This window comes from Paenibacillus xylanexedens, from assembly GCF_017874615.1.
In the GTDB taxonomy this organism is placed as follows: domain Bacteria; phylum Bacillota; class Bacilli; order Paenibacillales; family Paenibacillaceae; genus Paenibacillus; species Paenibacillus xylanexedens.
The window spans coordinates 1-24674 of record NZ_JAGIKV010000007.1 but is presented as its reverse complement, the minus strand read 5'-3'; the positions used below and the strand labels follow the sequence as shown (position 1 = coordinate 24674).

22 protein-coding genes, 9 tRNA genes and 2 rRNA genes are annotated in these 24674 nt (G+C 45.9%); 3 read left to right on the top strand and 30 right to left on the bottom strand.

The features are described 5' to 3' along the window. Window positions 1–19: 19 nt before the first annotated feature. The 4 genes from J2Z28_RS10905 to J2Z28_RS10890 all read right to left on the bottom strand — a co-directional run bounded on the left by J2Z28_RS10905 (window position 20) and on the right by J2Z28_RS10890 (window position 3688). A complete protein-coding gene (locus J2Z28_RS10905; protein ID WP_036616900.1) occupies window positions 20–526 on the bottom strand; it encodes a type 1 glutamine amidotransferase domain-containing protein in 507 nt (168 codons plus the stop codon). A 266-nt stretch (window positions 527–792) separates the two neighbouring features. After that, the gene (locus tag J2Z28_RS10900) at window positions 793–960 is read right to left on the bottom strand and encodes a hypothetical protein (RefSeq protein WP_211082499.1); all 168 of its coding nucleotides are present in this window, start codon (window positions 958–960) and stop codon (window positions 793–795) included. Window positions 961–1036: 76 nt separating this feature from the next. Beyond that, window positions 1037–1498, bottom strand: a complete 462-nt coding sequence (gene dtd / locus J2Z28_RS10895; protein WP_211082498.1) for a D-aminoacyl-tRNA deacylase — start codon at window positions 1496–1498, stop codon at window positions 1037–1039. Between the two features lie 12 nt (window positions 1499–1510). Further along, entirely contained in the window at window positions 1511–3688 is a 2178-nt protein-coding gene (locus tag J2Z28_RS10890; RefSeq protein ID WP_211082497.1) for a RelA/SpoT family protein, read from the bottom strand. A 372-nt stretch (window positions 3689–4060) separates the two neighbouring features. Between J2Z28_RS10890 and uraA the strand changes: the two genes are divergently transcribed. Then, entirely contained in the window at window positions 4061–5377 is a 1317-nt protein-coding gene (gene uraA, locus J2Z28_RS10885) for a uracil permease (RefSeq protein ID WP_211082496.1), read from the top strand. A 156-nt stretch (window positions 5378–5533) separates the two neighbouring features. Here the strand turns inward: uraA and J2Z28_RS10880 are convergent, their stop codons facing one another. The 6 genes from J2Z28_RS10880 to J2Z28_RS10855 all read right to left on the bottom strand — a co-directional run bounded on the left by J2Z28_RS10880 (window position 5534) and on the right by J2Z28_RS10855 (window position 12048). Beyond that, entirely contained in the window at window positions 5534–6049 is a 516-nt protein-coding gene (locus J2Z28_RS10880) for an adenine phosphoribosyltransferase (RefSeq protein WP_047844084.1), read from the bottom strand. A 37-nt stretch (window positions 6050–6086) separates the two neighbouring features. Then, the gene (gene recJ / locus J2Z28_RS10875; RefSeq protein WP_211082495.1) at window positions 6087–8495 is read right to left on the bottom strand and encodes a single-stranded-DNA-specific exonuclease RecJ; all 2409 of its coding nucleotides are present in this window, start codon (window positions 8493–8495) and stop codon (window positions 6087–6089) included. A gap of 40 nt (window positions 8496–8535) precedes the next feature. Beyond that, window positions 8536–9495 carry a cation diffusion facilitator family transporter gene (locus J2Z28_RS10870; RefSeq protein ID WP_017686778.1) on the bottom strand — a complete coding sequence of 320 codons (960 nt, stop codon included), beginning with the start codon at window positions 9493–9495 and terminating at the stop codon, window positions 8536–8538. A gap of 73 nt (window positions 9496–9568) precedes the next feature. Beyond that, window positions 9569–10477 carry a protein translocase subunit SecF gene (secF, locus tag J2Z28_RS10865; protein WP_211082494.1) on the bottom strand — a complete coding sequence of 303 codons (909 nt, stop codon included), beginning with the start codon at window positions 10475–10477 and terminating at the stop codon, window positions 9569–9571. After that, window positions 10467–11717, bottom strand: coding sequence for a protein translocase subunit SecD (secD, locus tag J2Z28_RS10860; RefSeq protein ID WP_211082493.1), 1251 nt, complete (start codon window positions 11715–11717; stop codon window positions 10467–10469). The genes secF and secD overlap by 11 nt, the downstream gene beginning before the upstream one ends. Window positions 11718–11808: 91 nt before the next feature. Next, window positions 11809–12048 carry a post-transcriptional regulator gene (locus J2Z28_RS10855; protein ID WP_036617497.1) on the bottom strand — a complete coding sequence of 80 codons (240 nt, stop codon included), beginning with the start codon at window positions 12046–12048 and terminating at the stop codon, window positions 11809–11811. Between the two features lie 227 nt (window positions 12049–12275). Here J2Z28_RS10855 and spoVB point away from each other — a divergent pair, with 227 nt between their 5' ends. Then, window positions 12276–13871, top strand: a complete 1596-nt coding sequence (gene spoVB / locus J2Z28_RS10850; protein ID WP_211082492.1) for a stage V sporulation protein B — start codon at window positions 12276–12278, stop codon at window positions 13869–13871. A gap of 3 nt (window positions 13872–13874) precedes the next feature. Here spoVB and J2Z28_RS10845 read toward each other — a convergent pair whose 3' ends face one another. After that, complete coding sequence (locus tag J2Z28_RS10845; protein ID WP_211082675.1) at window positions 13875–14588, bottom strand: YetF domain-containing protein; 714 nt, start codon at window positions 14586–14588, stop codon at window positions 13875–13877. A 228-nt stretch (window positions 14589–14816) separates the two neighbouring features. Here J2Z28_RS10845 and J2Z28_RS10840 point away from each other — a divergent pair, with 228 nt between their 5' ends. After that, entirely contained in the window at window positions 14817–15209 is a 393-nt protein-coding gene (locus tag J2Z28_RS10840; RefSeq protein ID WP_036616878.1) for a TIGR04086 family membrane protein, read from the top strand. Between the two features lie 126 nt (window positions 15210–15335). On the opposite strand, the gene yajC is transcribed toward J2Z28_RS10840, so the two are convergent. From yajC to J2Z28_RS10745, 19 genes are all read right to left on the bottom strand, one after another. Then, the gene (gene yajC / locus J2Z28_RS10835) at window positions 15336–15647 is read right to left on the bottom strand and encodes a preprotein translocase subunit YajC (RefSeq protein WP_074096232.1); all 312 of its coding nucleotides are present in this window, start codon (window positions 15645–15647) and stop codon (window positions 15336–15338) included. Between the two features lie 67 nt (window positions 15648–15714). After that, complete coding sequence (tgt, locus tag J2Z28_RS10830) at window positions 15715–16851, bottom strand: tRNA guanosine(34) transglycosylase Tgt (RefSeq protein ID WP_017686770.1); 1137 nt, start codon at window positions 16849–16851, stop codon at window positions 15715–15717. Between the two features lie 43 nt (window positions 16852–16894). Next, window positions 16895–17923, bottom strand: coding sequence for a tRNA preQ1(34) S-adenosylmethionine ribosyltransferase-isomerase QueA (gene queA / locus J2Z28_RS10825; RefSeq protein WP_100529054.1), 1029 nt, complete (start codon window positions 17921–17923; stop codon window positions 16895–16897). A 6-nt stretch (window positions 17924–17929) separates the two neighbouring features. Next, window positions 17930–20017 (bottom strand): SpoIID/LytB domain-containing protein, encoded by a 2088-nt coding sequence (locus J2Z28_RS10820; RefSeq protein ID WP_211082491.1) that lies wholly within the window; start codon window positions 20015–20017, stop codon window positions 17930–17932. Window positions 20018–20123: 106 nt separating this feature from the next. Continuing rightward, entirely contained in the window at window positions 20124–21134 is a 1011-nt protein-coding gene (gene ruvB, locus J2Z28_RS10815) for a Holliday junction branch migration DNA helicase RuvB (RefSeq protein ID WP_017686767.1), read from the bottom strand. A gap of 55 nt (window positions 21135–21189) precedes the next feature. Beyond that, on the bottom strand, window positions 21190–21804 hold the full coding sequence (gene ruvA / locus J2Z28_RS10810; RefSeq protein WP_211082490.1) for a Holliday junction branch migration protein RuvA: 615 nt from the start codon (window positions 21802–21804) through the stop codon (window positions 21190–21192). After that, window positions 21801–22304, bottom strand: coding sequence for a crossover junction endodeoxyribonuclease RuvC (gene ruvC / locus J2Z28_RS10805; protein ID WP_017686765.1), 504 nt, complete (start codon window positions 22302–22304; stop codon window positions 21801–21803). The genes ruvA and ruvC overlap by 4 nt, the downstream gene beginning before the upstream one ends. 309 nt (window positions 22305–22613) lie before the next feature. Further along, on the bottom strand, window positions 22614–23306 hold the full coding sequence (locus tag J2Z28_RS31655; protein WP_211082489.1) for a BofC C-terminal domain-containing protein: 693 nt from the start codon (window positions 23304–23306) through the stop codon (window positions 22614–22616). Between the two features lie 211 nt (window positions 23307–23517). Further along, window positions 23518–23591 (bottom strand) — tRNA-Pro (locus J2Z28_RS10795). Window positions 23592–23598: 7 nt separating this feature from the next. Further along, a tRNA-Leu gene (locus J2Z28_RS10790) sits at window positions 23599–23677 on the bottom strand. Window positions 23678–23693: 16 nt separating this feature from the next. Then, window positions 23694–23770: transfer RNA gene (locus J2Z28_RS10785), tRNA-Arg, on the bottom strand. 7 nt (window positions 23771–23777) lie between these two features. Continuing rightward, window positions 23778–23852, bottom strand: a tRNA-Gly gene (locus J2Z28_RS10780). 24 nt (window positions 23853–23876) lie between these two features. Beyond that, a tRNA-Asp gene (locus tag J2Z28_RS10775) sits at window positions 23877–23954 on the bottom strand. Window positions 23955–23981: 27 nt separating this feature from the next. Beyond that, window positions 23982–24055 (bottom strand) — tRNA-Met (locus J2Z28_RS10770). A gap of 17 nt (window positions 24056–24072) precedes the next feature. Beyond that, window positions 24073–24148, bottom strand: a tRNA-Val gene (locus J2Z28_RS10765). 6 nt (window positions 24149–24154) lie between these two features. After that, window positions 24155–24226: transfer RNA gene (locus tag J2Z28_RS10760), tRNA-Glu, on the bottom strand. Window positions 24227–24230: 4 nt separating this feature from the next. Next, window positions 24231–24306 (bottom strand) — tRNA-Asn (locus tag J2Z28_RS10755). 84 nt (window positions 24307–24390) lie between these two features. Continuing rightward, window positions 24391–24507 (bottom strand): 5S ribosomal RNA (gene rrf, locus J2Z28_RS10750). Between the two features lie 80 nt (window positions 24508–24587). After that, a 23S ribosomal RNA gene (locus tag J2Z28_RS10745) occupies window positions 24588–24674 on the bottom strand; the annotation flags it as partial.

The following is a 24674-nucleotide window of genomic DNA, read 5'->3' as shown; positions in this document are numbered from 1 at the left end:
TCAGTTGTACTGGCTGAAGTTATATAACTTTTAGCAGTTCACGTACAAACGCTGGCTCATCTTCAGGTGTTCGGGATGTAATATAGTTTCCATCCACAACAGCCTCATGATCCTTGAACTCTGCTCCTGCGTTTACCATATCATCCTTAAGTGGTGGATAGGATGTAATGGTACGGCCTTTCAACAGACCGGCACTAGCCAAAATTTGCGGACCATGACAGATCGCAGCAATTGGTTTCTTCGCACTGTTGATCTCGGTGACAAACTTCAAGATGTGCGCATCACTTCGCAAATTCTCAGGGGATGATCCACCAGGAATCACGACTGCATCATAATCTGAAGCGGATGCATCACCAATCGCCTTATCTGTGGTATAGGAGGCCTTTCCTCCTTTACCTTTAAGGGTCTCACCGGCTTTTAATCCGATAATCTCCACTTCATGTCCAGCTTTTTTTACTTCGTCATACGGGACCTGCATCTCCGAATCTTCAAAGTCATTCGCCAATAAAAAAGCAACTTTACTCATAACGTATGTTCTCCTTTCCGTGTTCGAACTTTCTTTATAAAATCGGGTCTTGCAGTACATTGGCACTTCGTTGTGCCTCGTTTTGTTATTACCCTCATCAGAGCAATTTATAACAATTCAATGTAATTTCATTTTGTAACGAAGTCGTCAAACGAATACTTAAAAAGTTCTACTCACGACAAAAAGTCCTGATTCGGGAAGGAATCAGGACTTTTTCAGAATCTGTATAATCCAAATATCGGATGTTTATATCCCGGTGTAAACATTCAAGATCGCGGAAGATGACTCTGCTTCCCTTTGTCCGAATCCTGAAGTGCCCAGATCGTTGCAACATACTCAGCAGCCGAACGGGCAAGGTGTAATGATTCATACAGGGTGCCAGGGAGTAACAAAGGTTCTGAACGGGTACGTGTTTCTTTCGCAGATTGGCGCATAATTGGATGGATACTCCTTTGATCATGAAATAGTCATCAACGAATTATCCCTCATTATGGCCTGAACCCCATGAAATTATGCACGTGGTTCCTGACGAACCGGACTTTCAAGCATCAAAGTCACGGGTCCCCAGTTGGTAAATGTTACATCCATCATCGCTCCGAAACGACCGGTTTCAACCTGAATACCTTTATCCCGTAGTAGTTGATTAAACGTTTCATATAACAGTTCTGCCGCTTCAGGTCGGGCCGCAGCCGCAAAGCTTGGACGCTTTCCTTTGTGACAATCTCCGTACAGGGTGAACTGGGAAACAGACAATACAGCACCGCCTACATCAAGCAGACTGAGATTCATCTTCTCCTGATCATCCTCAAATATCCGCAACCCACTAACTTTGTCAGCCAGATACTGGGCATCCTTCTCGGTATCCTCATGGGTAATGCCTACGAGCAGCATTAATCCGGATTCGATCTTACCTGTCAGCTCGTCTCCCACGGTCACCTGAGCCTCTTTACAGCGTTGTACAAGCACCCTCATCTTACAGGCTCCTTACTGCATAATCCGATGCACCGAATAAACATCTTTCACACGTTTGATCCGTTCTACAACGGATTGCAGATGATCCGTATTACGAATCAGAATTGTGACGTGCACCAATGCTAATTTATTTTTATCTGTCCGTCCTGTAACGGCAGATATATTGGTTTTACTTTCAGATACAGCCTGAAGTACCTCATTGAGCAAGCCATTCCGATCATGGCCTGTAATCTCAATATCCACACTGTAACTTGCTTCGATATTCTCTTCCCACTCGACCTCAATAACACGTGCTGCTTCTTCACCGTCTGCACTTGTCGGAATATTCGGACAGTCACTACGGTGTACGGAAACGCCGCGTCCGCGTGTAACGTATCCGATAATGTCATCCCCAGGTACAGGATTACAGCAACGTGCGAATCGAACAAGCAGATTATCGATGCCTTTAACACGAATACCGTTGGTTGGTCGATTTCTGCGCTCAGGCGCAGGTTTCAGTTCGCGCATCTCGGAATTTAATTCCAGCAAACTGGACTCTTCCTGCTCTTTACGCAGTTTTTCGGTTGCTTTGGTTACAATCTGTGCAGCAGTAATCCCACCGAATCCAACAGCCGCAAGCATGTCATCTATATCGTTAAACGCATATTTTTTGGCAGCTTCCATCAACTTGTCATCCGTCATCCACATAGAAGGATCAAGCCCCATGCGTTTCAGTTCACGCTCACAGCTCTCCCGACCTTTTTCAACGTTTTCTTCACGGCGTTCCTTCTTGAACCATTGCTTGATCTTCGCTCGTGCATGAGAAGATTTCGCAATTTTCATCCAGTCCTGGCTCGGTCCGTAAGAATGTTTGGACGTCAAAATTTCGATGATATCACCTGTCTTCAGATGATAATCAAGCGGAACAATCCGACCGTTCACTTTGGCACCAATGGTCCGATTACCAACCTCCGTATGGATGCGATAAGCAAAATCCAAAGGTACAGAGCCGATCGGCAATTCGATGACTTCTCCTTTTGGCGTAAATACAAATACCAGATCCGAGAAGAAATCCATTTTGAGTGACTCTACGAATTCTGATGCATCTTGTGCTTCGTTTTGAAGTTCAAGAATTTCACGGAAGAACGTAATCTTGTCTTCAAAATGATTTCCGTTCGCAGCGCCTTCTTTGTAGGCCCAGTGGGCAGCAATACCAAATTCAGCAGTCCGGTGCATATCCCATGTCCGGATCTGTACTTCCGTTGGTTCGCCATTGGGACCAACTACCGTTGTATGCAGCGATTGATACATGTTCGCCTTTGGCATCGCAATGTAGTCTTTAAAGCGTCCAGGCATCGGTTTCCATAACGTGTGTATAATTCCCAGGGTAGCATAACAATCCTTGATATTATCCACAATAATACGAATGGCAAGCAGATCGTAAATTTCGTTAAACTGCTTGTTTTTGGTGGTCATTTTCTTGAACACGCTGTAGATATGTTTCGGGCGGCCCGAAAGGTCTGCCTGAATTCCCATCTCATCGAGCTTGTTCGTAATTCCATCCATAACCGTATCAATATATTGCTCCCGTTCTGCACGTTTTTTGTGCATCAGGTTTGCAATTCGGTAATACTGCTGCGGATTCAAATAACGGAGGGCGATGTCCTCCATTTCCCATTTGATTGCAGAGATACCCAAACGGTTTGCAATCGGACAGAAAATTTCCAGCGTCTCATATGAAATCCGGCGCTGGCTTTCTTCCGACTGAAACTTGAGTGTCCGCATATTATGCAGACGGTCAGCCAATTTAATCACGATGACACGGATGTCCTGCGCCATGGCGATGAACATTTTGCGGTAGTTCTCGTTCTGCTGTTCTTCCTTGGAGCGAAACTGAATACGTTCCAGTTTCGTCAAGCCGTCAACAAGCATGGCACACGTATTGCCGAAATGATTGCGGATCTCTTCAAGTGAGACCGTAGTATCCTCTACTACATCATGAAGAAGCGCTGCTATTATGGAGATGGTGTCCATCTGCATGTTCACAACAATGTCGGCAACCGCAAGCGGATGCAGAATATACGGTTCTCCCGATTTTCGCGTCTGTCCATGGTGGGCCTGATCAGCAAATTCGTAAGCTTCTCGTATGCGCACCAGATCGGGTTCTTTGATATATGCCCCGGCCTTCTCGAGTAATTGCTCTATGCCCATTCTGATCTGTTCCGTGTCCTTTCTATACCAAATGGAACCCGTGACAGTGCTGCAACACAGGTTCCCCGTAAAAGTAATTTCCTATAATTATGACGCTTCGCCCGTTTCCCGTCAACTGCTGACGAATAAGAGCGCTTATCCAATTTTTATATAGGTGATCTGAATTACTTCTAACCCGTTTCCCTATGACTCACAGGGGATTGGATGTATTTCTTAATTCTTATGTATTATTGCCGTTATTTGCTGAAATAGAAGGAAAATTCATGAAAATATAAATTCCATCGCTCTGCTGCGTCAAAATGTTATTGCTTAATTAAGAGAAACTCTGTAATCTATTGAAAGTTTGTGTTTCGAAAAAGGAGATGAAATTCATTGCAACGCGAAATTCAGGTTAACCAAAAGATGCCACTTGGCTCAGGTTCACTGCTTAGCCTTCAGCATTTGTTCGCCATGTTTGGCAGCACAGTGCTTGTACCGAACCTGTTCGGTGTTGATCCAAGTATGATCCTGCTGATGAACGGAATTGGAACATTGTTGTACATACTGATGTGTAAAGGAAAGATCCCTGCATATCTCGGGTCCAGTTTTGCCTTTATTGCTCCTGTCACAATGGTATTAAAAGAAAATCCAGAGAACGGTTACTCCATGGCACTTGGCGCCTTTATCATAACAGGTATTGTTTTCTGCCTCGTGGCCCTCATTATTAAATATGCTGGTACCGGATGGATTAACGTAGTCTTCCCACCAGCGGTTATGGGTGCCATCGTTGCTCTGATCGGTCTGGAGCTTGTACCCGTGGCTGCAGGAATGGCAGGTCTGATTAATCCAGATATCCTTAAATATCCCAACTGGGTACCTCAAGCCAAACCCATTATTCTATCCATGGTCACATTGGGAATCACAGTAATTGGTGCAGTAACGTTCCGTGGATTCCCCAAAATCATTCATATTCTAATCGGTATCGTAGTGGGTTATATCCTTGGCTATTCTATGGGTCTGGTTGATAAAGCCGCTATTGGAAACGCTGATTTCATCACACTGCCAACCGTAACAACGCCTACATTTGACTGGTCCGTTATTTTCACCATTTTACCTGTAGCACTTGTTGTTATCGTAGAACATATTGGACATTTGCTTGTAACGAGCAGCATTGTAGGCAAAGACCTGTCGAAAGACCCTGGCCTTCATCGTTCCCTGCTTGGTAACGGAGTCTCCACCATCCTGTCCGGGTTTGTAGGATCAACTCCCAATACAACTTATGGTGAGAACATCGGTGTAATGGCCCTGACTCGCGTATACTCCACATATGTCATTGGAGGCGCAGCGGTTATTGCAATCGTACTCTCCTTCTCAGGAACATTCTCGGCACTTGTAGCTAACATTCCTGTGCCTGTTATGGGTGGTGTATCCCTGCTTCTGTTCGGGGTTATTGCGGCATCCGGTCTGCGTATTCTGGTTGAACAGAAAGTCGATTTTGCCAAACCAACCAATCTGCTGCTTACTACACTTGTACTGGTCATCGGACTGAGTGGTACAGAAGTTATCTTCTACGGCGTTCATCTGAAAGGGATGGCACTGGCAACCATCGTCGGAATCCTGATGAGCTTGTTGTTCAAACTGTTTGAAGTGCTGGGTTGGTTGAATGACGATTCGCGTAAACAGCCTATCACTGAAAAAACACCAGATTAATTCCATCTCATATACATCAAAAGGCCTGTTCTCTCCAACCTTAACGGATGGAGAGAACAGGCCTTTTCGCAATCATTAATGCTGTATATTATTTCCCGGGAAAAGGGAAAAGCAATTCAGGTTTTAATCACAACATTCCAAGTGGAGATTTTAAACTTAGTAGTTCATCAATGTGAATACATCGATTTTCTCAGGCAATTTAGCACGACCGTTCAGATCAGACAGCTCGATCAGGAAGGCAGCACCGACAACGTTCCCACCCAATTGTTCAATCAAGTTGATGGAAGTTGCAATCGTTCCACCCGTTGCGAGCAGATCATCTGCGATCAGGACATTTTGACCTTTTTCAATCGCATCTGTGTGCATCGCGAGTGTATCCTTGCCATACTCGAGATCATAACCAACTTCAATCGTCTCTCCAGGCAGTTTTCCACTTTTACGAATCGGAGCAAAACCGACACCAAGAGCGTATGCCAGAGGGGCGCCCACAACGAAACCACGTGCTTCAGGTCCAGCAATGACGTCAATTTTGAGATCAGAAACCATCACTTTCAGTTCATTGATCGCCTTGCGGTACATTTCTCCATCTTTCAACAATGTTGTAATGTCCTTAAAGCTGATTCCCGGTTGTGGAAAGTCAGGGATGACACGAATATAATCTTTAAAATCCAAAATAATCTCCTCCTAAAATAAATACACAAACTTCCATCTAAGATACGCCCTTCATCCGGGATATCATCCATTGTGTCAGTTGCGGTGTGGCTGCATCCAGCATCACCTGTTCTATCTCGGCCATATTTTCGAGCGCCTGATAGTGACGTGAAGCGGTTAGTTCACGCTTAGGGGGGTTATCCACAAACGCAATTTTGCCGTTATCACGGGAAATGAAGGATAACTCTTCAAATACATCCAACATCATCGTAATCATGCGCGGTGAACAACCACACTGACGACTGAGCACAGGAGTAATCTCTTGTTCCTCCACGGGTTCAGCTTTCCATTTCAACACCTGCATATAAATACGCTTAAAGAGTTCTCTGGAAGGCATCTGAAGGCGATCTCGGCGGTTGCCTGATCCGTGCAGAAGGATGATATTCTCAGCTCCACTGAACAAAGCCAGCATGGCATTAAGTTGTTCCGGGGTTTCCGGCGTATCAAACACAAATAACGTCCGGACTTGTTCCTGTCCATAATGCTGTGCAGCAGCATTACACGGAAATAAACCGACCTTTCTATCATATACCCAAAGGCAAGGTTCATACAATGAATTTCCCTCGGAAACATCTGTTTCTTTCCGAACAATAGCACCAACAGAACCAGATTTATATCGCAGATGCACCTCAAGTGAGCTCAAGAAATGCTTCATCGCATTTAATGGCTCGGCATTACCGCGCAAATCAAACACTTGCACCTGAGGAACATGAATGTCCTGAAGCATCAATTGAGGTTTTCTCATCCCATTCCATTCATTGATGGACAGTTCTCCCATCACATCAATAACAGAACCTGGGAGAAGAAACTCTGCTAACGCTCCCTTGCCAAAAGCGACGGTTTCCAGTTGCTGACCATCCTGTTCCAGAACCAGTTTCAGATGGCGTTTCTCTCGTCCCATCGTTCTCGTTTCCTTCACAGTCACACTTCTCAACACAAACCGTGGCGAAGGATTGCTCATCCCGAAAGGCTGCAATCTGTCAATCTCCTGGATCACTTTCAGCGGAACATCACTGATTCTGCATTCATCATCCGCAAGACGTTGAGGTACAAAGTCCTCTTCAGTCAACACAGATGCAGCAAACTCATTCAAACCAGCCTCAAGTTCTTCCATCTGATCCCGATGCAAGGTCATACCTGCTGCAGCAGGATGTCCCCCGTAATGGTCCATAGTGTGTTTATTGACTGTGAGTGCCTCATAGATATCCAAGCCCTCAATGGAGCGCGCAGAACCCTTGCAGACACCACTCTCTGGATCGATGCCAAGGATAAGTGTAGGTCGGTAATAACGCTCCAGCAATTTGGAAGCCACAATACCAACCACTCCGACGTTCCAGCCCTCCCCAGCCAATACGATTACATCTGGAACGGATCCTGAACGAAGCTGTATTTTTTGTTCCAACTGTGCCGTTGCTTCTTGTAATATGCCCTCTACGACTTGCTGCCGCTCCCGATTCAATAGATCAAGCTGGCCCGCAAGCGTATGAGCTTCATCCAGATTCTTGGTGGTGAGAAGCGACACCGCTCTTCCCGCATGATCCAAACGTCCACTGGCATTAATACGCGGTGCCATAGCAAAGGCAATATTAATCGAAGTCACCTGACTCTGATCCACACCACTGATTTCCAGCAATGCACTTACACCGGGAAGACGTGAACCACGCATGGATTCTATTCCATAACTGACGATAACCCGATTTTCCCCTTCCAAAGGCATCAGATCGGCAACCGTGCCGATGGCGGCAATCTCCATCCATTCGCCGGGCACTTCCCCGATTAATGCCTGAGCGAGCTTCAAGGCTACTCCCGCACCTGCCAAACCTTTAAAAGGATACGGGCATCCTGGAAGTTTCGGATTGATAAGTGTAAAGGCTTCGGGCAAAATTTCAGGCGGCTCGTGGTGATCTGTCACAATGACTTCGATGCCCAGCGTTGTCGCATAGGCAATCTGTTCAACAGCACTGATTCCGGTGTCCACGGTAATAATCAATGAAACGCCTTGTTGATGAGCCCAATCCAACGCATGGTTGTGTAACCCATACCCTTCATTCGAGCGATGAGGGATATATATATCGTACGAAGCCCCAAGGTGACGCATCAAATGGATCATCAGCGATGTACTGGATACGCCATCAGCGTCATAATCCCCGTAGATTAAAATGTGTTCTTCCCGCTCCAAAGCCAGCTTGATTCGAGGCACAGCTTCATTCATGCCGAGTAGCAGATAGGGATCATGCATCTGATTCAGATCAGGATGCAAAAAACGTTCTGCCTCCTTCTCATTGTGCACTCCTCGACTCACAAGCAAACGTCCAACAAGGGGTGAAACGGAAAGCGCCTGCGAGAGTCCCGCAGCCGCCTCCAAATCGATATTCGGTGTATTCCACCGGTATTGCGAATAAAGCAATGATAACGCTCCTTTCCTGATCTACTGGACCCGTGCTTCACTACTGAATTAATGTCGCTTCGTGATCGGGCAGTTCATGATTGGATTTATAAGGATAACCTGGATCATAAGGTATCGCTTGAATCTGTACTTCTTTCACATGACTGAAACGGGTTAGCAGTAGTGTCTTGGCCCGATTCGCAATCTCCTGTGCTTCCAGTATTGAGATTCTCGGATTCACACTAATGACCAGTTCAATCGTAACGTCATGTTCCTGTTCACGTGCAACCAAATGTTCAATGGTAATGATGCCATACACCCGCTGTACAGTCTCTTTGAAATCTGAGGCTTCTTCCTGCTCCAGTTCCTGAACGAGTGAACCATACACCGTGTCCACAATCATTCGGTAACCCTTGTGAAGCACAAAACAGGAAGCGATCAACGCAGCCGTGGGGTCCAGGTAGAGCAACATGCTCAAACCCGTCTCTTCACCAGCCATTGATCCAATAACTCCGATTAACACGGTGAGCGAGCAATAGAGTGCACGGCGATGTTGCTGTGCATAGGCCAGCGCCTGAGACTGGTTTCGTTTACGGAAATATCTGTACTGAAATTGAAAAATCGCTTCTTTCACAGCCAGAGCTGCAACAGCCACCAAAAGTACCGACTTGCCGGGTGCTTCCGGTTCACTTCCGGAGAGACTACCCAATGCGGAGATGGCAAGCTGTAATCCACCCATGAGGATCAGCACAGATAACAATACTGAGATTCCGGGTCTAGCCACACGTGAATGTTCTTTAAACCGTCCCCTGCGAGCCTTGCTCTTATCGCGTACAGACTTGGAGGGAAAGAGACCAGCCAGGGCAGAACCAGCTTCAGAAGCAGAATACAAGCCGTCAGCGAGCAATGATTTGCTGTTTGCCATATAACCGACTCCCGCTTTGATCACCGCAAGTACCATATTACCAGCAATACCGCTCCATGTGGCAGCCTGGGCAGATGGGATATGTTCTCTGGTCATGAATATTCCCCCTTAATTCTGTACATAAAGTTGCAAAACCGCGCCTGGCAGACGCGGCTTCACAATAAGATGTTTAGTTAGTTTCTTTAGCTACTGTTTTTGGCTTGTTAACTTGTTTACCTTTGAGCGTAAACCATAATGGAGCTGCAATAAAGATTGAAGAATAGGCACCGAAGAATGTTCCTATAACCATCGCCAGAGAGAACATACGAATCGACTCTCCGCCAAAAATAAACAAACAGAGTGAAGCGATAAATACAGTAAATGTTGTATTCAGCGAGCGAGTCATCGTTTGGGCTAAACTATGATTCACCACTTCACGCAAATCAGCTTTCGTTGATTTTTTGGCGAAACGCAGATTCTCCCGAATCCGGTCAAAGATAACGATGGTATCGTTGATCGAGAACCCGACAATGGTTAGTACCGCCGTAATAAAGGTCAGATTCACTTCAAGGCGGAATATAGAAAATACACTTATAACCACAAAGGCATCATGGAATATGGAAACAACCGCCGCCAAAGCGAACCGCCATTCAAATCGAATCGCCACATAAATCATGATCCCGATACTTGCAATAAGTACCGCATAAATGGCGTTGCGTTCAAGTTCCTTTGCCATTTCTGGATCAACGGTATTCACTTCATAGGAAGCCGTTGCATCTAGTTTGGTAAATTCTTGCTTGAACTTGCTTTCCTGATTTTCATCCAGTACGTTCGAGAACCGAATGTTAACCCGATCCGATCCGGTTGTGATCTGAACCTCACTTGTGTCAACACCCAGTTCATTCACAATTGGATTGATCTGTTCCGTTGTAAATGCTTTGGATACCGTAATATCCACATTTGATCCTGAACGGAAATCAACGGCATAGTTCAATCCAAGCGAAAGCACACTGATAATCCCTACTACAGTTAAAATGATCGAGAAGATATAGGCAATCTTACTACCTTTAATATAATCAAAATTCCAATTAAAGCGCACGAATTTCACTCTCCTTCACTCCGAAGTACTTAGGCTTCTTCAACACGTTAGCCCGTACGAGCAGGGTCAACAGGAAGCGGGAGAAGAAAATATTCGTGATGATACTGGTGACAATATCAAAGATCAGCACGAGTGCAAAACCTTTAACCGCACCTGTACCCAGGAAGAACATAACAGCGGCCGCAATAATGGTAGTGACATTGGAGTCAATGATTGTCCGGAAGGAATGTTTACCACCCGCTTTAACCGATGACAAGATCGACTTGCCAGTGCGCATTTCTTCTTTAATCCGTTCGTACGTGATGATATTGGCATCGACCGCCATCCCTATACCCAGGATAAACGCCGCAATACCTGGAAGGGTAAGTACGAATTCTCCCATATAGAAGATCGCAAGTACCAGCCACGTATGTGTGATCAAGGCAAAACTCGCAATAATACCAGGAATGCGATAAAGCCCAATCATGAACACTAGAATAATAACGGAACCAATCAACCCCGCTTTAATGGTCTGATCCAGAGAAAGCTTACCCAGTGTTGCACCAACACTTTGTGAATACTTCTCTGTAAGTTTCAGTGGCAATGCACCCAGGTTAATGGTGTCACGAAGCTGGTTTGCTTCGTCACGTGTGTAAGCACCCGAAATCTGAGCGGAACCATCTGTCAACTGTTGTCTAACGGTTGGAGCAGAGAGCAGTTCATCGTCCAAATAAATCGCGAGAGGTTGTCCGATCAAACGTTTGGTGATCTCGGAAAATTTGGCTTTGTCTTTCACTTGAATGTCAATCATCGGCTCATTCAATTGAGTGAACACAACTTTGGCTGCATTCTCAACAAATTCATTTCCGCGAAGCTCAATTTTGGTGTATTCGCCTTCCTTGTCGTTCTCTGCTTTACTACGGAAGGTCAAAACAGCAGGTTCTTTCATTTTGGCTCTAACTTCAGCCTCATCCGTAACCCCTGCCAACTTCAATCGAATCCGGTTGCTTCCTTCAGTGGTTACCTCCGGTTCGCTTGTTCCGAGCGCATTGGCGCGGCTTTCAAGGCTTTTGGCCGTTTGCACCAAAGATGCTTTGGTGACTTGTTGACCTGCTTCGAGCGGCTCTGCTTCATATAAGATCTCGTAGCCTCCCTTTAAATCAAGGCCCAAGCGTATATTTTTGAGCAGTTCCGGGCTTGTTCCCACCATTACCCCTGTGGTGACAAGCACGACCAGAATGAAACTGATAATTCTTTTCATGCCGTTCCTAGATCCCCTTTCGTTCTCAATATTCCTATTATAGCGATGCCGTAAAAAGCAGTCAATTTTCAACAAAAAAGATCCCTTTCGTCTAGAAAGAGGACCCCCGGTATGCAGACACGGTCATAAAGTTCATAAAGCTTGTTGCTTTCAGTGACAAAATGTCGTTCACCAGCTGGTGAAGCGGTGGAATGCCCTGTTTTTCATATTTATGACTGACGCAATTCCAGACATCTTTGCTGGTGACATATTCGTAACCGACAAGCCTTAATTCCTCCGCTTTGCTACGGCAGAGCATCTCTATTGACTGTTCCAACTCCACATCATTCATTTCTTCCAACGGGGAGCCTCCCTTCGTACATCCAAGCCTTTATGCGGCATCAATATTACATGATTCGACTTCGCCTGATCATATTCCTTCTTGCTGATTATGGTTCTTTTTGTTAATTGTGTCCAAGTTGTCATGAGAAGATAAAGGACTGGCATAGGATGAAGAACAACGGCTTTGTCCCGTTTATGTTGATAGCCTGTACTTTCAACCGGGAAAGAGGGGTAGTCTTGAAGAAACAGACATTTATTCAGGGGGCCATGATCCTGCTCGCGGCAGGCATAATTAATCGAATACTTGGTTTCATTCCGCGCATTGCGCTGCCACGAGTCATCGGTGCAGAAGGTGTTGGCATCTACCAATTGAGCTATCCCTTTTTTATCGTACTGGTGACATTAATTACGGGTGGTATTCCGCTCGCCGTAGCCAAGCTCGTAGCCGAAGCTAATACCGGTGCCAATCGTTATTCTCCCCAGCGAATCCTGCAAGTAAGCTTAAGCTTTACGTTGACCCTTGGTGTTGTATTCATGTTTTTGTGCATCCTACTTGCACCCTGGGTTACCAAGTACGTGCTCACTGATGAGCGGGTGTACCATACGTTCGTTAGTATGAGCCCCATGATTGCCATTATCGCCGTATCTGCTGTCTACAGAGGGTACTTCCAAGGCAAGCAAAATATGATGCCTACTGCCATTTCATCCATTGTTGAAACCATCATTCGTATCGTCTGTGTCATTTGGTTTGCCTGGCTTCTCCTCCCCCACGGTATTGCCCAAGCTGCTGCTGGTGCCATGCTGGGAGCGCTCGTTGGAGAATTCGGCGGTATGCTTGTACTCTTGTGGAAGTATAACAGGCAGAAGAAAGAGTTACCGCTCGCTAAGCAGCATAACATGTCCAATCTCACAGTTCTGAAAGAAACGGGTACTCCACAGCCCGGATTAATCCGGCGTTTGCTTGCAATCTCTATTCCTGTTACAGCAGGCCGATTGGTTGGCTCCTTATCCTATTTGGCCGAAACCATCGTTACTGCCCAGAGTCTGGCTCTGGCAGGCATATCCAAAGGGCTCGCTACAGCACAATATGGTGCACTACAAGGTATGATTATTCCTCTGTTGCTGCTGCCGGGGGCACTAACCTCATCGCTTGCAACATCACTTGTGCCTTCACTGTCTGAAGCTTCTGCTCAGGGAGATCGCGCACTGATTCACAAAAGAATGCATCAGGCCTTACGTTTGGCACTTGTGACAGGTGCTCCGTTTTCTGTGTTTATGTATGTGCTTGCCGAACCGATGTGTCTTGTTCTGTATAATGATGCATCGATCGGAAGCATGCTGAAGCTCATGGCTCCTTTTGCTTTATTCATTTATATTCAAGCTCCTCTTCAAGCTGCATTACAAGCTCTTGACCGTCCCGGTAAAGCATTAATAAATACGTTTATCGGTGCTGTTATCAAAATCACATTGATTTTAACGCTTGCTTCCCGGCCTGAATATGGCATCTTCGGTGCAGTCATCGCCATCTGTGTGAATTCTACGGTAGTTACCCTGTTACATGCCCAAAGCGTACGTAGCCTGCTACAGTTCCGCTTCAAAATGATGGATTGGGTCAAGACGGGTGCAGGAATGTTTATCATGGGAGCAGCGACCCTACTCGTATACGAAGAGACTGCCATGATATTGCCTTTTTGGGTGAGGATGCTTCTCGCTCCTTTTGTCGGGCTTATCGTGTATTTCATCGTCATGGGCTGGACCAAAATGATTGACTTTCATGATCTGTCCCGTGCTCCTTTGATTGGTTCATGGTTCAAGCGCCGCTCAGGCAAATGATTTTCATTTTTTATCATCTTTTGGACTGACATATATCTTCCCATTGTGGTCAATGGAGCATATAAATACATCCTTGAAATCCATAATTCCGTTATGTTGAATTTGATTTTTTAGCCAAAATCTCGTTTTCTGGATGATCTCCAGATTCTGATCCTGAACCTTTCCGTCCATAATTAAGGGGAGTGGGAGACCTTCATATTTGATATTTGGAAATCCGTCAATCTGGTTTTTTCCCGTTTTGGATTTACTGGAAGAAGAATCTTCTGAGTCAGAACCGGAAGAATTGCTGTCGTTAGAAGTATTCTCATCCTTGGGAAAAACGGTCAGCTTGCCTGTGGTCTCCAAAATGGCGAAATCAACCTCACCGATACTGTCAACATTCTGTTCACGGAGTTGTTGTAATAGATCATCCAAGTTATATCGTTGCTTCCGCATCTCATCTCGGAGAAGAACACCTTTGGAGATCAAAACAGTAGGTTTGCCATCAATCATCAGGCGAAGACGCCGACTTTTAAGACCAATAAAGGCCATCCCGATCTGTACGATGATCAAGGTAAGCATGGGGGCAATCCCATAAGAGAGTGGTTTATCAATATCTTCAATGACAAAAGCAGCCATTTCAGCAAGCATGATGGACACAACAAGATCAAACATGGATAGCTTACCAATCTCACGTTTACCCATAACCCTCATTGCACAGTACACCAGAAAATACATGAGAATGGTTCGAAAGATATGTGATCCGACATCTGGGAAGTTCACAACAGGGGTCCTCCTTCGAAACTGAGTTTTTAACAGTTAGCTGGGTAGTGTAATCCCTATTTTGACCTGAACCTTACATGCTCATGCAGAAATAATCCGTTCATTTAATGGAAAACAGTTCATAAGTCCGAAGGCTTGACCATACACTGTATTAACTTATAACTTGTACAAGGGGGTTGCTTCATGCAATTGATCCGCCGCTTGGTTTCGTTTCGAGTGTCCAATCCGATTCTGTCAGGCCTCTGTCAGGCTTTTGTATGGATGTTTATCGGGGCATTTATTCTCTCCTTGTTTCTCTGGATGAGCGGAATGCGGGAACAGGACCTCTCGTTGTATACCTATGTTGTTCATGGCTTGTCATTATTGGTTGGTGGTTTTGTCGCAGGCAAACGTTCTGGTGAAAAAGGATGGTACTACGGAGGCATTACCGGAATCGTATATGGACTCCTTGTGCTGTTGATCGGATTTCTCGCGCTGGATGCTTCGTTTAATTGGAAAGATAGTTTACAACTGCTTAGCGCTTTCTTCATTTCAGCTCTCGGTGGCATGTTCGGTGTTAATACGCATCGCTCCTAGCTGACTGGTAAAGAACATCGACCTTTCCTCATAAATCAAAAAAAGAGAACCGGATCTCCAAGGAGTTCCGGTTCTCTACTAGGGAATACGCCACAAACGCATCCTCGTTATTCTATGTTACAGTAACTATTCAACAGCGGTATCACGAGCTACAGCCGTGCTGATTGCATTACGGTCAAATGTAAGCTTAGTTACATCGTTTACACGCAATACAACCACATCGTCCGTAATCTCAGCGATCGTACCGTGAAGACCACCAATCGTTACAATTTTATCGCCCTTTTTCAATTGGCTCAGCATCGAATTCCGTTGCTTTTGCTTTTTGTTCTGTGGACGAATCATCAAGAAGTAGAAAATCGCAACCATGAGTACCAAAGGTACAATCAAAGATACGATTCCACCGCCTTGCGCTCCTGCTAGAGTCATTCCCTGGAACATTCAAACTCCCCCTTATCGACTATACATACAGATATTTCTTGTTACGCCGGTTTCCTCAAAAACTCAATCAGAAACCTTTGTCATTGTCATGAAGACCATATTGATCGAAAAATTCATCCCGGAAATCAAGCAAACGATCTTCCATAATAGCTTTACGTACATTACGCATTAAATTCTGCAAGAAATGAAGATTATGGATCGTTGTCAAACGCAGGCCAAATGTTTCATCTGCTTTGATCAAATGACGCAGATAAGCTCTGGAATAGTTGCGACAAGTGTAGCAATCACATTCAGGATCTAATGGTCCAAAATCGGTTGCAAACTTGGCATTACGAATTACCAGACGTCCTTGACTGGTCATCGTTGTTCCGTTACGGGCAATCCGAGTAGGCAGAACACAATCGAACATGTCCACTCCACGAATAGATCCCTCAATCAACGCATCGGGCGAACCTACCCCCATCAAATAACGTGGTTTATTGGACGGCAACAAAGGTAACGTGTAATCCAATACACCATACATCAAATGTTTCGGTTCTCCAACACTCAGTCCACCAATAGCATACCCCGGGAAATCCATGGAAGTCAAATCTGCGGCGCTCTGACGGCGAAGATCTTCATGCATGCCTCCCTGTACGATGGCAAACAGACCTTGGTCATGTGGACGAGCGTGACTTTCGAGACAACGTTCTGCCCAACGGCTTGTTCTTTCGAGTGATTTTTTGACATATTCATATTCAGCCGGATACGGTGGGCATTCGTCAAACGCCATCATAATATCGGAGCCAAGTGCATTCTGGATTTCCATCGCCACTTCAGGAGAAAGAAACTTTTTATCTCCATTCAGATGAGAACGGAAGTTAACGCCTTCTTCCGTAATTTTGCGCATCTCACTAAGAGAAAACACTTGGAATCCGCCACTGTCCGTCAAAATTGGACGATCCCAGTTCATGAATTTGTGCAATCCGCCAGCTTCACGGATGATTTCATGTCCTGGTCTTAGAAACAGGTGATAGGTATTACTCAAAATAATCTGAGCATCCATTTCTTTCAATTCTTCAGGGCTCATTGTTTTGACAGTCGCCTGTGTACCTACAGGCATAAAGGTTGGTGTCTCAATAATACCGTGAGGTGTATGTACACGTCCCAGACGTGCACCGGATTGTTTACAAGTTTTGATATGTTCATACGTAATTGCTGCCATTGGTTTTAATCATCCTCTAAAAGTTAATCGTTATACCGTTATACTAATATATCAACATGGCATCGCCGAAGCTGAAGAACCGGTATTGCTCTTGGATGGCTTCCTCATATGCCTGCATAATATGTTCCCTGCCTGCAAGTGCACTAACCAACATAACCAACGTGGATTTCGGAAGATGAAAATTCGTAAGCATCCCATCGATCACTTTGAAGGAATAGCCCGGATAGATGAAAATGCTGGTCCATCCGCTACTCGCTTGCAGTATTCCATTTTCAAATTTGCTGCCTACCGTTTCCAAAGTCCGGCAGCTCGTAGTCCCAACCGCAAAAACACGGTGTCCATTCGCTTTGGTCTGGTTAATCAGGTCTGCTGTTTCTTGTGACAAGGAGTAATACTCCTCATGCATGACATGATCTTCAACAACGTCAACCGACATTGGTCTGAATGTTCCCAGTCCTACATGAAGCGTGATGAAGGCCACATTAACACCTTTGGCACGAATCTGATCCAACAATTCATCCGTAAAGTGCAGTCCCGCTGTAGGTGCAGCCGCCGATCCTTCATGCTTGGCATACACGGTCTGATACCGTTCGCGGTCATCCAATGTCTCCTTGATATAAGGTGGCAACGGCATCTCACCCAGACGGTCCAGAATCTCTTGAAAGATTCCATCATACGTAAACGTAAGCGTACGTGCCCCCATCTCGCCCTCTTCTTCAATGATTGCCTTCAGTTCCTCACCGAATACGATGACCGAACCGGCTTTCAGCTTTTTACCCGGCTTAACCAGTGCTTCCCACTTGTCGCCTTCCACATTTTTGAGCAATAACACTTCCGCTTTTGCTCCGGTATCTTCTTTTGTACCGAACAGGCGGGCTGGTAGAACACGTGTATCATTCAGAATCAATGTATCGCCGGGATTCAGAAAATCGATAATATCGGGAAACGTCTGATGATTAATCTCACCACTATCTTTGTTCAAGGTAAGCAAACGGGATGCCGTGCGATCAAGCAACGGCGTCTGTGCTATCAATTGCTCTGGTAATTCAAAATCATATAAGTTCACATTCATTTAGTTTCATTCCTTAACAATAGTCGCATTTTGATAATAGTGTTTCAATATTGCCTGGTAATCATACCCTTCATCTGCCATGCCTTTGGCTCCCCATTGGGACAAGCCCAGTCCGTGGCCATTGCCCTGACCGATGAACGTGAAGGTCTGACCCTGCGTCACCGCTCTCGCTTGACCATCACCACTCATAACCACAAGTGCATTACCGGATGATGTTCCTGCGCCAGAAGAAGACAATACAGAGGCACCATTTGAGCCGGTTTTACTGGCTGTTTTGCCGTCAGCGCCTAATACAGTATAACTTCCGGTCCCTGCAATATCAAATAAAGTGCTCGGTAATCCACCGAGCGCAGAGCGGTATGTATCGGCATATTTCACCGTCATAGCCTGTCCATTGGCAGTGACTTCAAGTGCTCTTCCGGAAGGTCCGCGCTTGGTCACTTCCAAGGTTGAGATTGAAGCAGGAACAGACGCTGTTGTTTTACCCTGAAGAGATTTAACCAACTGTGCAGACGTGAAAGGTCCTCTCACCCAAGCATAATCGTTGGATTGAGCCACTTTTGCCAGTACAACAGCTTCGTTGCCTGGATTCATTTTGGCTACAGGTTCAACGGTGGATTGAATTAACGGAACGGCGCGCACATTGGTATTCTGAGCCGTTACCGTCACTTTTGCCAGTCCTGCATTGGTCTTGGTCGTTAATTCTTTGATGTTGTCCTCACGAATGTACCCGCTAACGCCTGTACCCAGCAGCACATGGTACCACGTATGTAATCCTGCCTGGGCTGATGTATCTCCTGAGCTAACCACATTGGTGAACACACCTGCTCCGCCGTTCCATACCTCAGAAGGATGAGCCGTCTGGCCGCCAGCATTGGAGGAGAATACAGCTTCAATGATTTTCCCACCGCTCTTGACCACTTCTCCAGCAGTTGCATCCACTGCACTGGTTACTTTATCGTTCTCCGAACCAATCCCGTTATAGGCTTGGCTGAGCGTTGTATCCACGACATTCGCAATTTTGAAACGTTCACCCTGTTGAAGCGCGTAGGATCGCGCAGCTACGGCTTGAACTTTCAGAGCTTCAGCAGGCCAGGAGGAATACACCTCTGCCCCTACGACAGAGTACAGGTATTGCTCCAGTGGAACAACGTTGACCAACGCCAGATCACCACTTACGATGCTAATTTCCATATCTCCACGATACGTACGCTGAGAACGTTCCACTACTTTGATACCATTGCCATTCCCTTGTACCAATGCTTTGGATCCAGTACCTGCAATGGTGTAATGCGGAGCTGTTTTGAGTGCATCCGTACTTAATCCTGCATCCTGACGGATGATGAGTCCTGCATTATTGTTGACAGGTGAAAGGCTTACCCCTGGAGCTTTGGCTTCCACACTGTTCTTCAATGCGGTTAATTCCGCATCCGTTGAAGCTTCACCCACCCATACCGCGTATGCTTGGCTTACCCCACTCAGTTGAAGGACTGGATAGACACTGCTAACTCCTGCTGATAAAAGGTTGGCTTGTGCTGCCTCTGCTTCCTGAATCGAACCATAGGTTCCAGCAGACAGGCGTTTACTTCCCGTTACAGCTGGCTTTTGACCAGCCAATTGAGCTGCTGCTACCTTTTGTACCCGTGTAACAGCTTGTCCAGCCAGTGCCTCTGTTGCATAGTTGCCTGTGTAGAGCTGATATATCGTATTTCCATTCAAAGAGGTTGTGAACAGCAACGGCTTATCCGCGGTTGCCTGCAACAATTTTGCTGCTGCAGATGCTGCCTTAAAATCCGCTGTTTCCAACACCTTCACTCGGAATCCATCTGCACTGAAACGGACTTGTCCTGCCGGAAGGCTTACATTTTCGCCACTCTCCGATTGGATGCTCCATTGTCCCGTCGATTCAAGCGTAATGAGTGGTGTAGTTGATTTATACGTACTACCCAGATTCGCAAACATGGCTACCCGGATCGTCTGTCCATCATTTCCTGCTGCATACGCGGGCACTTGCAAACAACCCACTGTCAAAAGAGCTGCCGCCAGTACCTTCAATCGACGACTCCACTTCTTCGTTCGTATTGCTTTTCCCACAAATCAGACTCCTCTCCATGCATTTCTTTCACTTTATATCGGGTTAACACGTGATTATTTCAATGTTTATGATAAATGTTCAAATGAGCATGCTCAACAGGTTCGATTATTTCCCATCTCTTGGTGGAACAGGAAGACCCAAATGATGATAGGCGAGATCTGTCACGATCCTGCCCCTTGGTGTACGCTGAATCATACCAATCTGAAGCAGATATGGTTCATAGACATCCTCGATGGTCTGACTTTCTTCACCGATTGTAGCGGCAATTGTATCTAGGCCTACCGGGCCTCCCCGGAAGCTGTTGATCATAGATTTGAGCATCTTATGATCGATATCGTCCAGTCCACGCGGATCTATCTGGAGACGTTGCAGCGCTTCTTCCGCCAGTGTCTGCGTTATAATCCCATCCCCACGTACCTGTGCAAAGTCGCGTACTCGTTTGAGCAAACGGTTCGCGATCCTTGGTGTCCCACGTGAGCGTAATGCAATCTCTTCAGCAGCATCTCCCACAATTTCCACACCCAAAATTTCTGTAGATCGTGAGACGATGTAAGCCAGCTCATCAACCGTATAGAATTCCAAGCGACTGATAACACCAAAGCGGTCTCGAAGTGGCGCAGACAGCAAGCCAGCACGCGTTGTAGCCCCAATCAGAGTGAATGGCGGCAGATCCAGCCGAACGGAACGTGCACTTGGACCTTTACCAATCATAATATCTAATGCCGAATCTTCCATAGCAGGGTACATGACTTCTTCAACCGTACGATGCAAACGATGAATCTCATCAATAAACAAGACATCGCCTTCCTGCAGATTGGTTAACAATGCTGCAAGATCACCCGGGCGTTCAATGGCCGGGCCTGACGTAGTTCGTAAATTAACACCCAATTCGTTGGCAATAATGTTTGCAAGTGTTGTTTTACCAAGTCCAGGTGGTCCATATAACAAAACGTGATCCAATGCCTCATTACGAAATTTAGCAGCTTCAATATATATCTTTAAATTTTCCTTCACCTGATTTTGCCCGATATATTCATTCAGATACCGGGGACGAAGACTCAACTCAACATTTTGGTCCTCCATCATCAGGTTCGCAGAAATAATCCGATCATCCATGTTCATCCCTACCTTTTTTTGCAGGCTACAGCTATATTATATTATGCAATTTGTATTATCCCGTAAACAGCATTTGCAGCGCCTTTTTCATCAACACATCAACGGAATCTGCTGTAGTAACATCCTTTTTCAATTTGAGCCACACTTTATCAAGCTCACTGTCAGTATACCCAAGTGCCTTGAGACCTTCACGTGCCTCATCCCAGGCTGAACCACTTCCCGACTCTTCCGATGGAGGAGCGAACAAACCTGTTGCATACGTTGCCGCGCCAAAACTGTCCAGCTTATCCTTGAGATCAAGAATCATGCGTTGTGCAGTCTTCTTGCCGATGCCTGGCAATTTGGTCAAGAACGTAAGATTCTCCTGGTAAATCGCCGTAACCACATGTTCTGGTGTACCCCCAGCGAGTATGCCCAGCGCTACTTTTGGACCAATACCAGATACTTCAATCAGTTTACGGAACAAACGTTGCTCATCCCGTGTCACAAATCCAAACAGCAACATTGCATCCTCACGCACATGATGGTGAGTGTACACGGTAATTTCTCCTTCTTGCTTCGCAAACACAAATGGATTCGGACAGAATACGCGATACCCTACACCATGAACATCCAGCACAATATAATCATTCTCTACATGAATGAACTGTCCTCTTAGAAAATCAATCATTTTCGCAATACCTCATTCAACTTGGAATTTAATGTATAAGAGTGTGCATGGCACACGGCTACTGCCAATGCATCCGCTACGTCATCCGGTTTAGGAACGACCTGAAGACGCAAGAACATTTTGACCATCTCCTGTACTTGCTTCTTCTCCGCCTTACCGTACCCCACAACAGCCTGCTTGATCTGCATTGGCGTATATTCTGCAATAGGCAAACCCTTCTGTGCCGCAGCGAGAACCATGACGCCTCTAGCCTGACTCACAGACATCGCTGTTGTAACGTTACGATTGAAAAAAAGTTTCTCGAGCGCTACTGCGTCCGGTTTGTATTTATCAATCAATTGCACCATACCTTCATATACGTGAAGCAACCGTTCCTCTTCAGGGGTATGAGCTTCCGTCTGAATACATCCATATTGTACGGGTACCACCTTACTGCCGATTTTATCCACAAAACCAAAACCAACAATCGCAATCCCCGGGTCAATTCCCAAAAAACGCAAAACCATCTCTCCCTCACAAAAGCGAACATATGTATCGTTCATTTCATTATAACAAAAGATAGACCCTGCGGCAGGAAAAACTTTGTCTAACTGATTACTCGTCTTTATTCGCGGATTTTTTACTTGTTTATTCGTATTTTCAACTATTTTAGTATAAACGACAAAAAGGACATCTCTTCGATGTCCTCCGTAACATTCCACATATTTTGGGGTCTATCACTTCGTTTCGCAAACCACCAATGCTATTGCTATTGTCCACCATCTTTTCAGTACTTCAGCAGCTTAATACTGTAAATGAGGACAATTGGATTACCCGCCATTGCGGATTAAATGATGATCCTCATCCACTGCATAGTCACTGAACGTAGAGATTACGCTATCATACTCATCCTTGTCCTGAACCCGAATGCCCTGCTGCAATTGCTCCAGTACTCCTTCAGGCAAAGAACTCTCCAACGTTCCCACATCCAACTGAAAGAACGTACGAATGACCTTCTCTTCTGCTGGCTTACCCTCGTACAAATTAAGATTACCTACAGCATCTATGCTGATATACGCCTGCTGTTTACAGAGCGGTGAAAGGTCATCTACACTTTGCTTCAGACGCAGTTCATCTGATGTTCCAACGGTAGCATCCCATTCCGGATGTTGAGCCAGCAGCATCTTCAATTGTGGTCTAGCCATCTTGCCTAACTGCTCTGTCTCCACTCCGCAGATGTACTGTGTTTCCAAAACCACACTCGTTAAATGATCCGGATCAGCATCAAGTTGCTCTACTAACGCCTGAATCTCCTGTTCAGATCTTGTTTCCTGCGTAACAGGGCCCATCACACTCGTTGCCTCACTGAAATTAGTCGTCAGCAAACGCTCAATCGCCGATGAGATGGACAACCCGCTGTAAGCCAATATCGTAACTGCAAGCAAAGCTGCCGTCATCCATACTGTTCGTTTCCACCTTCGCCAACGTCTCTTGAATTGTTTTCTGAAGTTAAACGTGTTCACATGAACCCCTTCTATCACTTTTTAAACCTATTGTGACCTAAAGATTGAGGCTTTATGCACAACTAACTTATCGTCTGAAGAGGGAACCCGCATGTGTTATGTGTGATGTTAGAGAATCTGTCATAGTTAATATCGAATCTGCATTTATAGAATCTTATAAAGATAAATATAAAAAAAACACTATCTATAATTAAATAGTGTTTTTTAGAGATCGGGATGACACGATTTGAACATGCGACCCCCTGGTCCCAAACCAGGTGCTCTACCAAGCTGAGCTACATCCCGTTATATATACCGGCGAGAGGACTCGAACCTCCACGGTTTCCCACTCGATTTTGAGTCGAGCGCGTCTGCCATTCCGCCACGCCGGCAAATTTGAAGTTATAATGGCGCGCCCTGAGAGATTCGAACTCCCGGCCTTTTGATTCGTAGTCAAACGCTCTATCCAGCTGAGCTAAGGGCGCAAAATAATGGAGCGGAAGACGGGAATCGAACCCGCGACCCTCGCCTTGGCAAGGCGATGCTCTACCGCTGAGCCACTTCCGCATACGGTATTAATAAATATAAAAATGGCGGAACCGACGGGATTCGAACCCGCGATCTCCTGCGTGACAGGCAGGCATGTTAGGCCAACTACACCACGGTTCCAGATCACTTTCTCAAAGGAAAGTATAATTGCGGGGGCAGGATTTGAACCTGCGGCCTTCGGGTTATGAGCCCGACGAGCTACCGGGCTGCTCCACCCCGCGTCGTTATAAAATTTATATGGTGGAGGCTGAGGGGATCGAACCCCCGACCCTCTGCTTGTAAGGCAGATGCTCTCCCAGCTGAGCTAAGCCTCCATAATATGACCCGTAGGGGATTCGAACCCCTGTTACCTCCGTGAAAGGGAGGTGTCTTAACCCCTTGACCAACGGGCCTTACTGGCTCCCCGAACAGGGCTCGAACCTGTGACAACTCGATTAACAGTCGAGTGCTCTACCAACTGAGCTATCAGGGAATAATATGCATTTGCATTGCAAATGCAATTCATCGTACAACATCAACATGCAGATCCTGTTTTCTATGTATGATGAAAGAGTTCGCTTGGCGGCGTCCTACTCTCCCAGGACCCTGCGGTCCAAGTACCATCGGCGCTAGAGGGCTTAACGGTCGTGTTCGGGATGGGTACGTGTGGAACCCCTCCGCCATCGCCACCAAACGCATAGCTTAGCTTACATTTCAGAGTGTTATTCTCTGAAAACTAGATTCGAAACGAAATATGCGATTTAGAACTTGCTATTGGATAAGCCCTCGACCGATTAGTACTGGTCAGCTCCATGCATTGCTGCACTTCCACCCCCAGCCTATCTACCTCGTCGTCTTCAA

Excerpts from the sequence above, each read along its gene's own strand:
- J2Z28_RS10905 (WP_036616900.1), bottom strand. The coding sequence starts at position 526 with ATGAGTAAAGTTGCTTTTTTATTGGCGAATGACTTTGAAGATTCGGAG.
- J2Z28_RS10900 (WP_211082499.1), bottom strand. The coding sequence starts at position 960 with ATGCGCCAATCTGCGAAAGAAACACGTACCCGTTCAGAACCTTTGTTA.
- dtd (WP_211082498.1), bottom strand. The coding sequence starts at position 1,498 with ATGAGGGTGCTTGTACAACGCTGTAAAGAGGCTCAGGTGACCGTGGGA.
- J2Z28_RS10890 (WP_211082497.1), bottom strand. The coding sequence starts at position 3,688 with ATGGGCATAGAGCAATTACTCGAGAAGGCCGGGGCATATATCAAAGAA.
- J2Z28_RS10870 (WP_017686778.1), bottom strand. The coding sequence starts at position 9,495 with ATGACCAGAGAACATATCCCATCTGCCCAGGCTGCCACATGGAGCGGT.
- secD (WP_211082493.1), bottom strand. The coding sequence starts at position 11,717 with ATGAAAAGAATTATCAGTTTCATTCTGGTCGTGCTTGTCACCACAGGG.
- J2Z28_RS10855 (WP_036617497.1), bottom strand. The coding sequence starts at position 12,048 with ATGAATGATGTGGAGTTGGAACAGTCAATAGAGATGCTCTGCCGTAGC.
- J2Z28_RS10845 (WP_211082675.1), bottom strand. The coding sequence starts at position 14,588 with ATGTATTTTCTGGTGTACTGTGCAATGAGGGTTATGGGTAAACGTGAG.
- J2Z28_RS10840 (WP_036616878.1), top strand. The coding sequence starts at position 14,817 with ATGCAATTGATCCGCCGCTTGGTTTCGTTTCGAGTGTCCAATCCGATT.
- yajC (WP_074096232.1), bottom strand. The coding sequence starts at position 15,647 with ATGTTCCAGGGAATGACTCTAGCAGGAGCGCAAGGCGGTGGAATCGTA.
- tgt (WP_017686770.1), bottom strand. The coding sequence starts at position 16,851 with ATGGCAGCAATTACGTATGAACATATCAAAACTTGTAAACAATCCGGT.
- queA (WP_100529054.1), bottom strand. The coding sequence starts at position 17,923 with ATGAATGTGAACTTATATGATTTTGAATTACCAGAGCAATTGATAGCA.
- ruvB (WP_017686767.1), bottom strand. The coding sequence starts at position 21,134 with ATGGATGATCGGATTATTTCTGCGAACCTGATGATGGAGGACCAAAAT.
- ruvA (WP_211082490.1), bottom strand. The coding sequence starts at position 21,804 with ATGATTGATTTTCTAAGAGGACAGTTCATTCATGTAGAGAATGATTAT.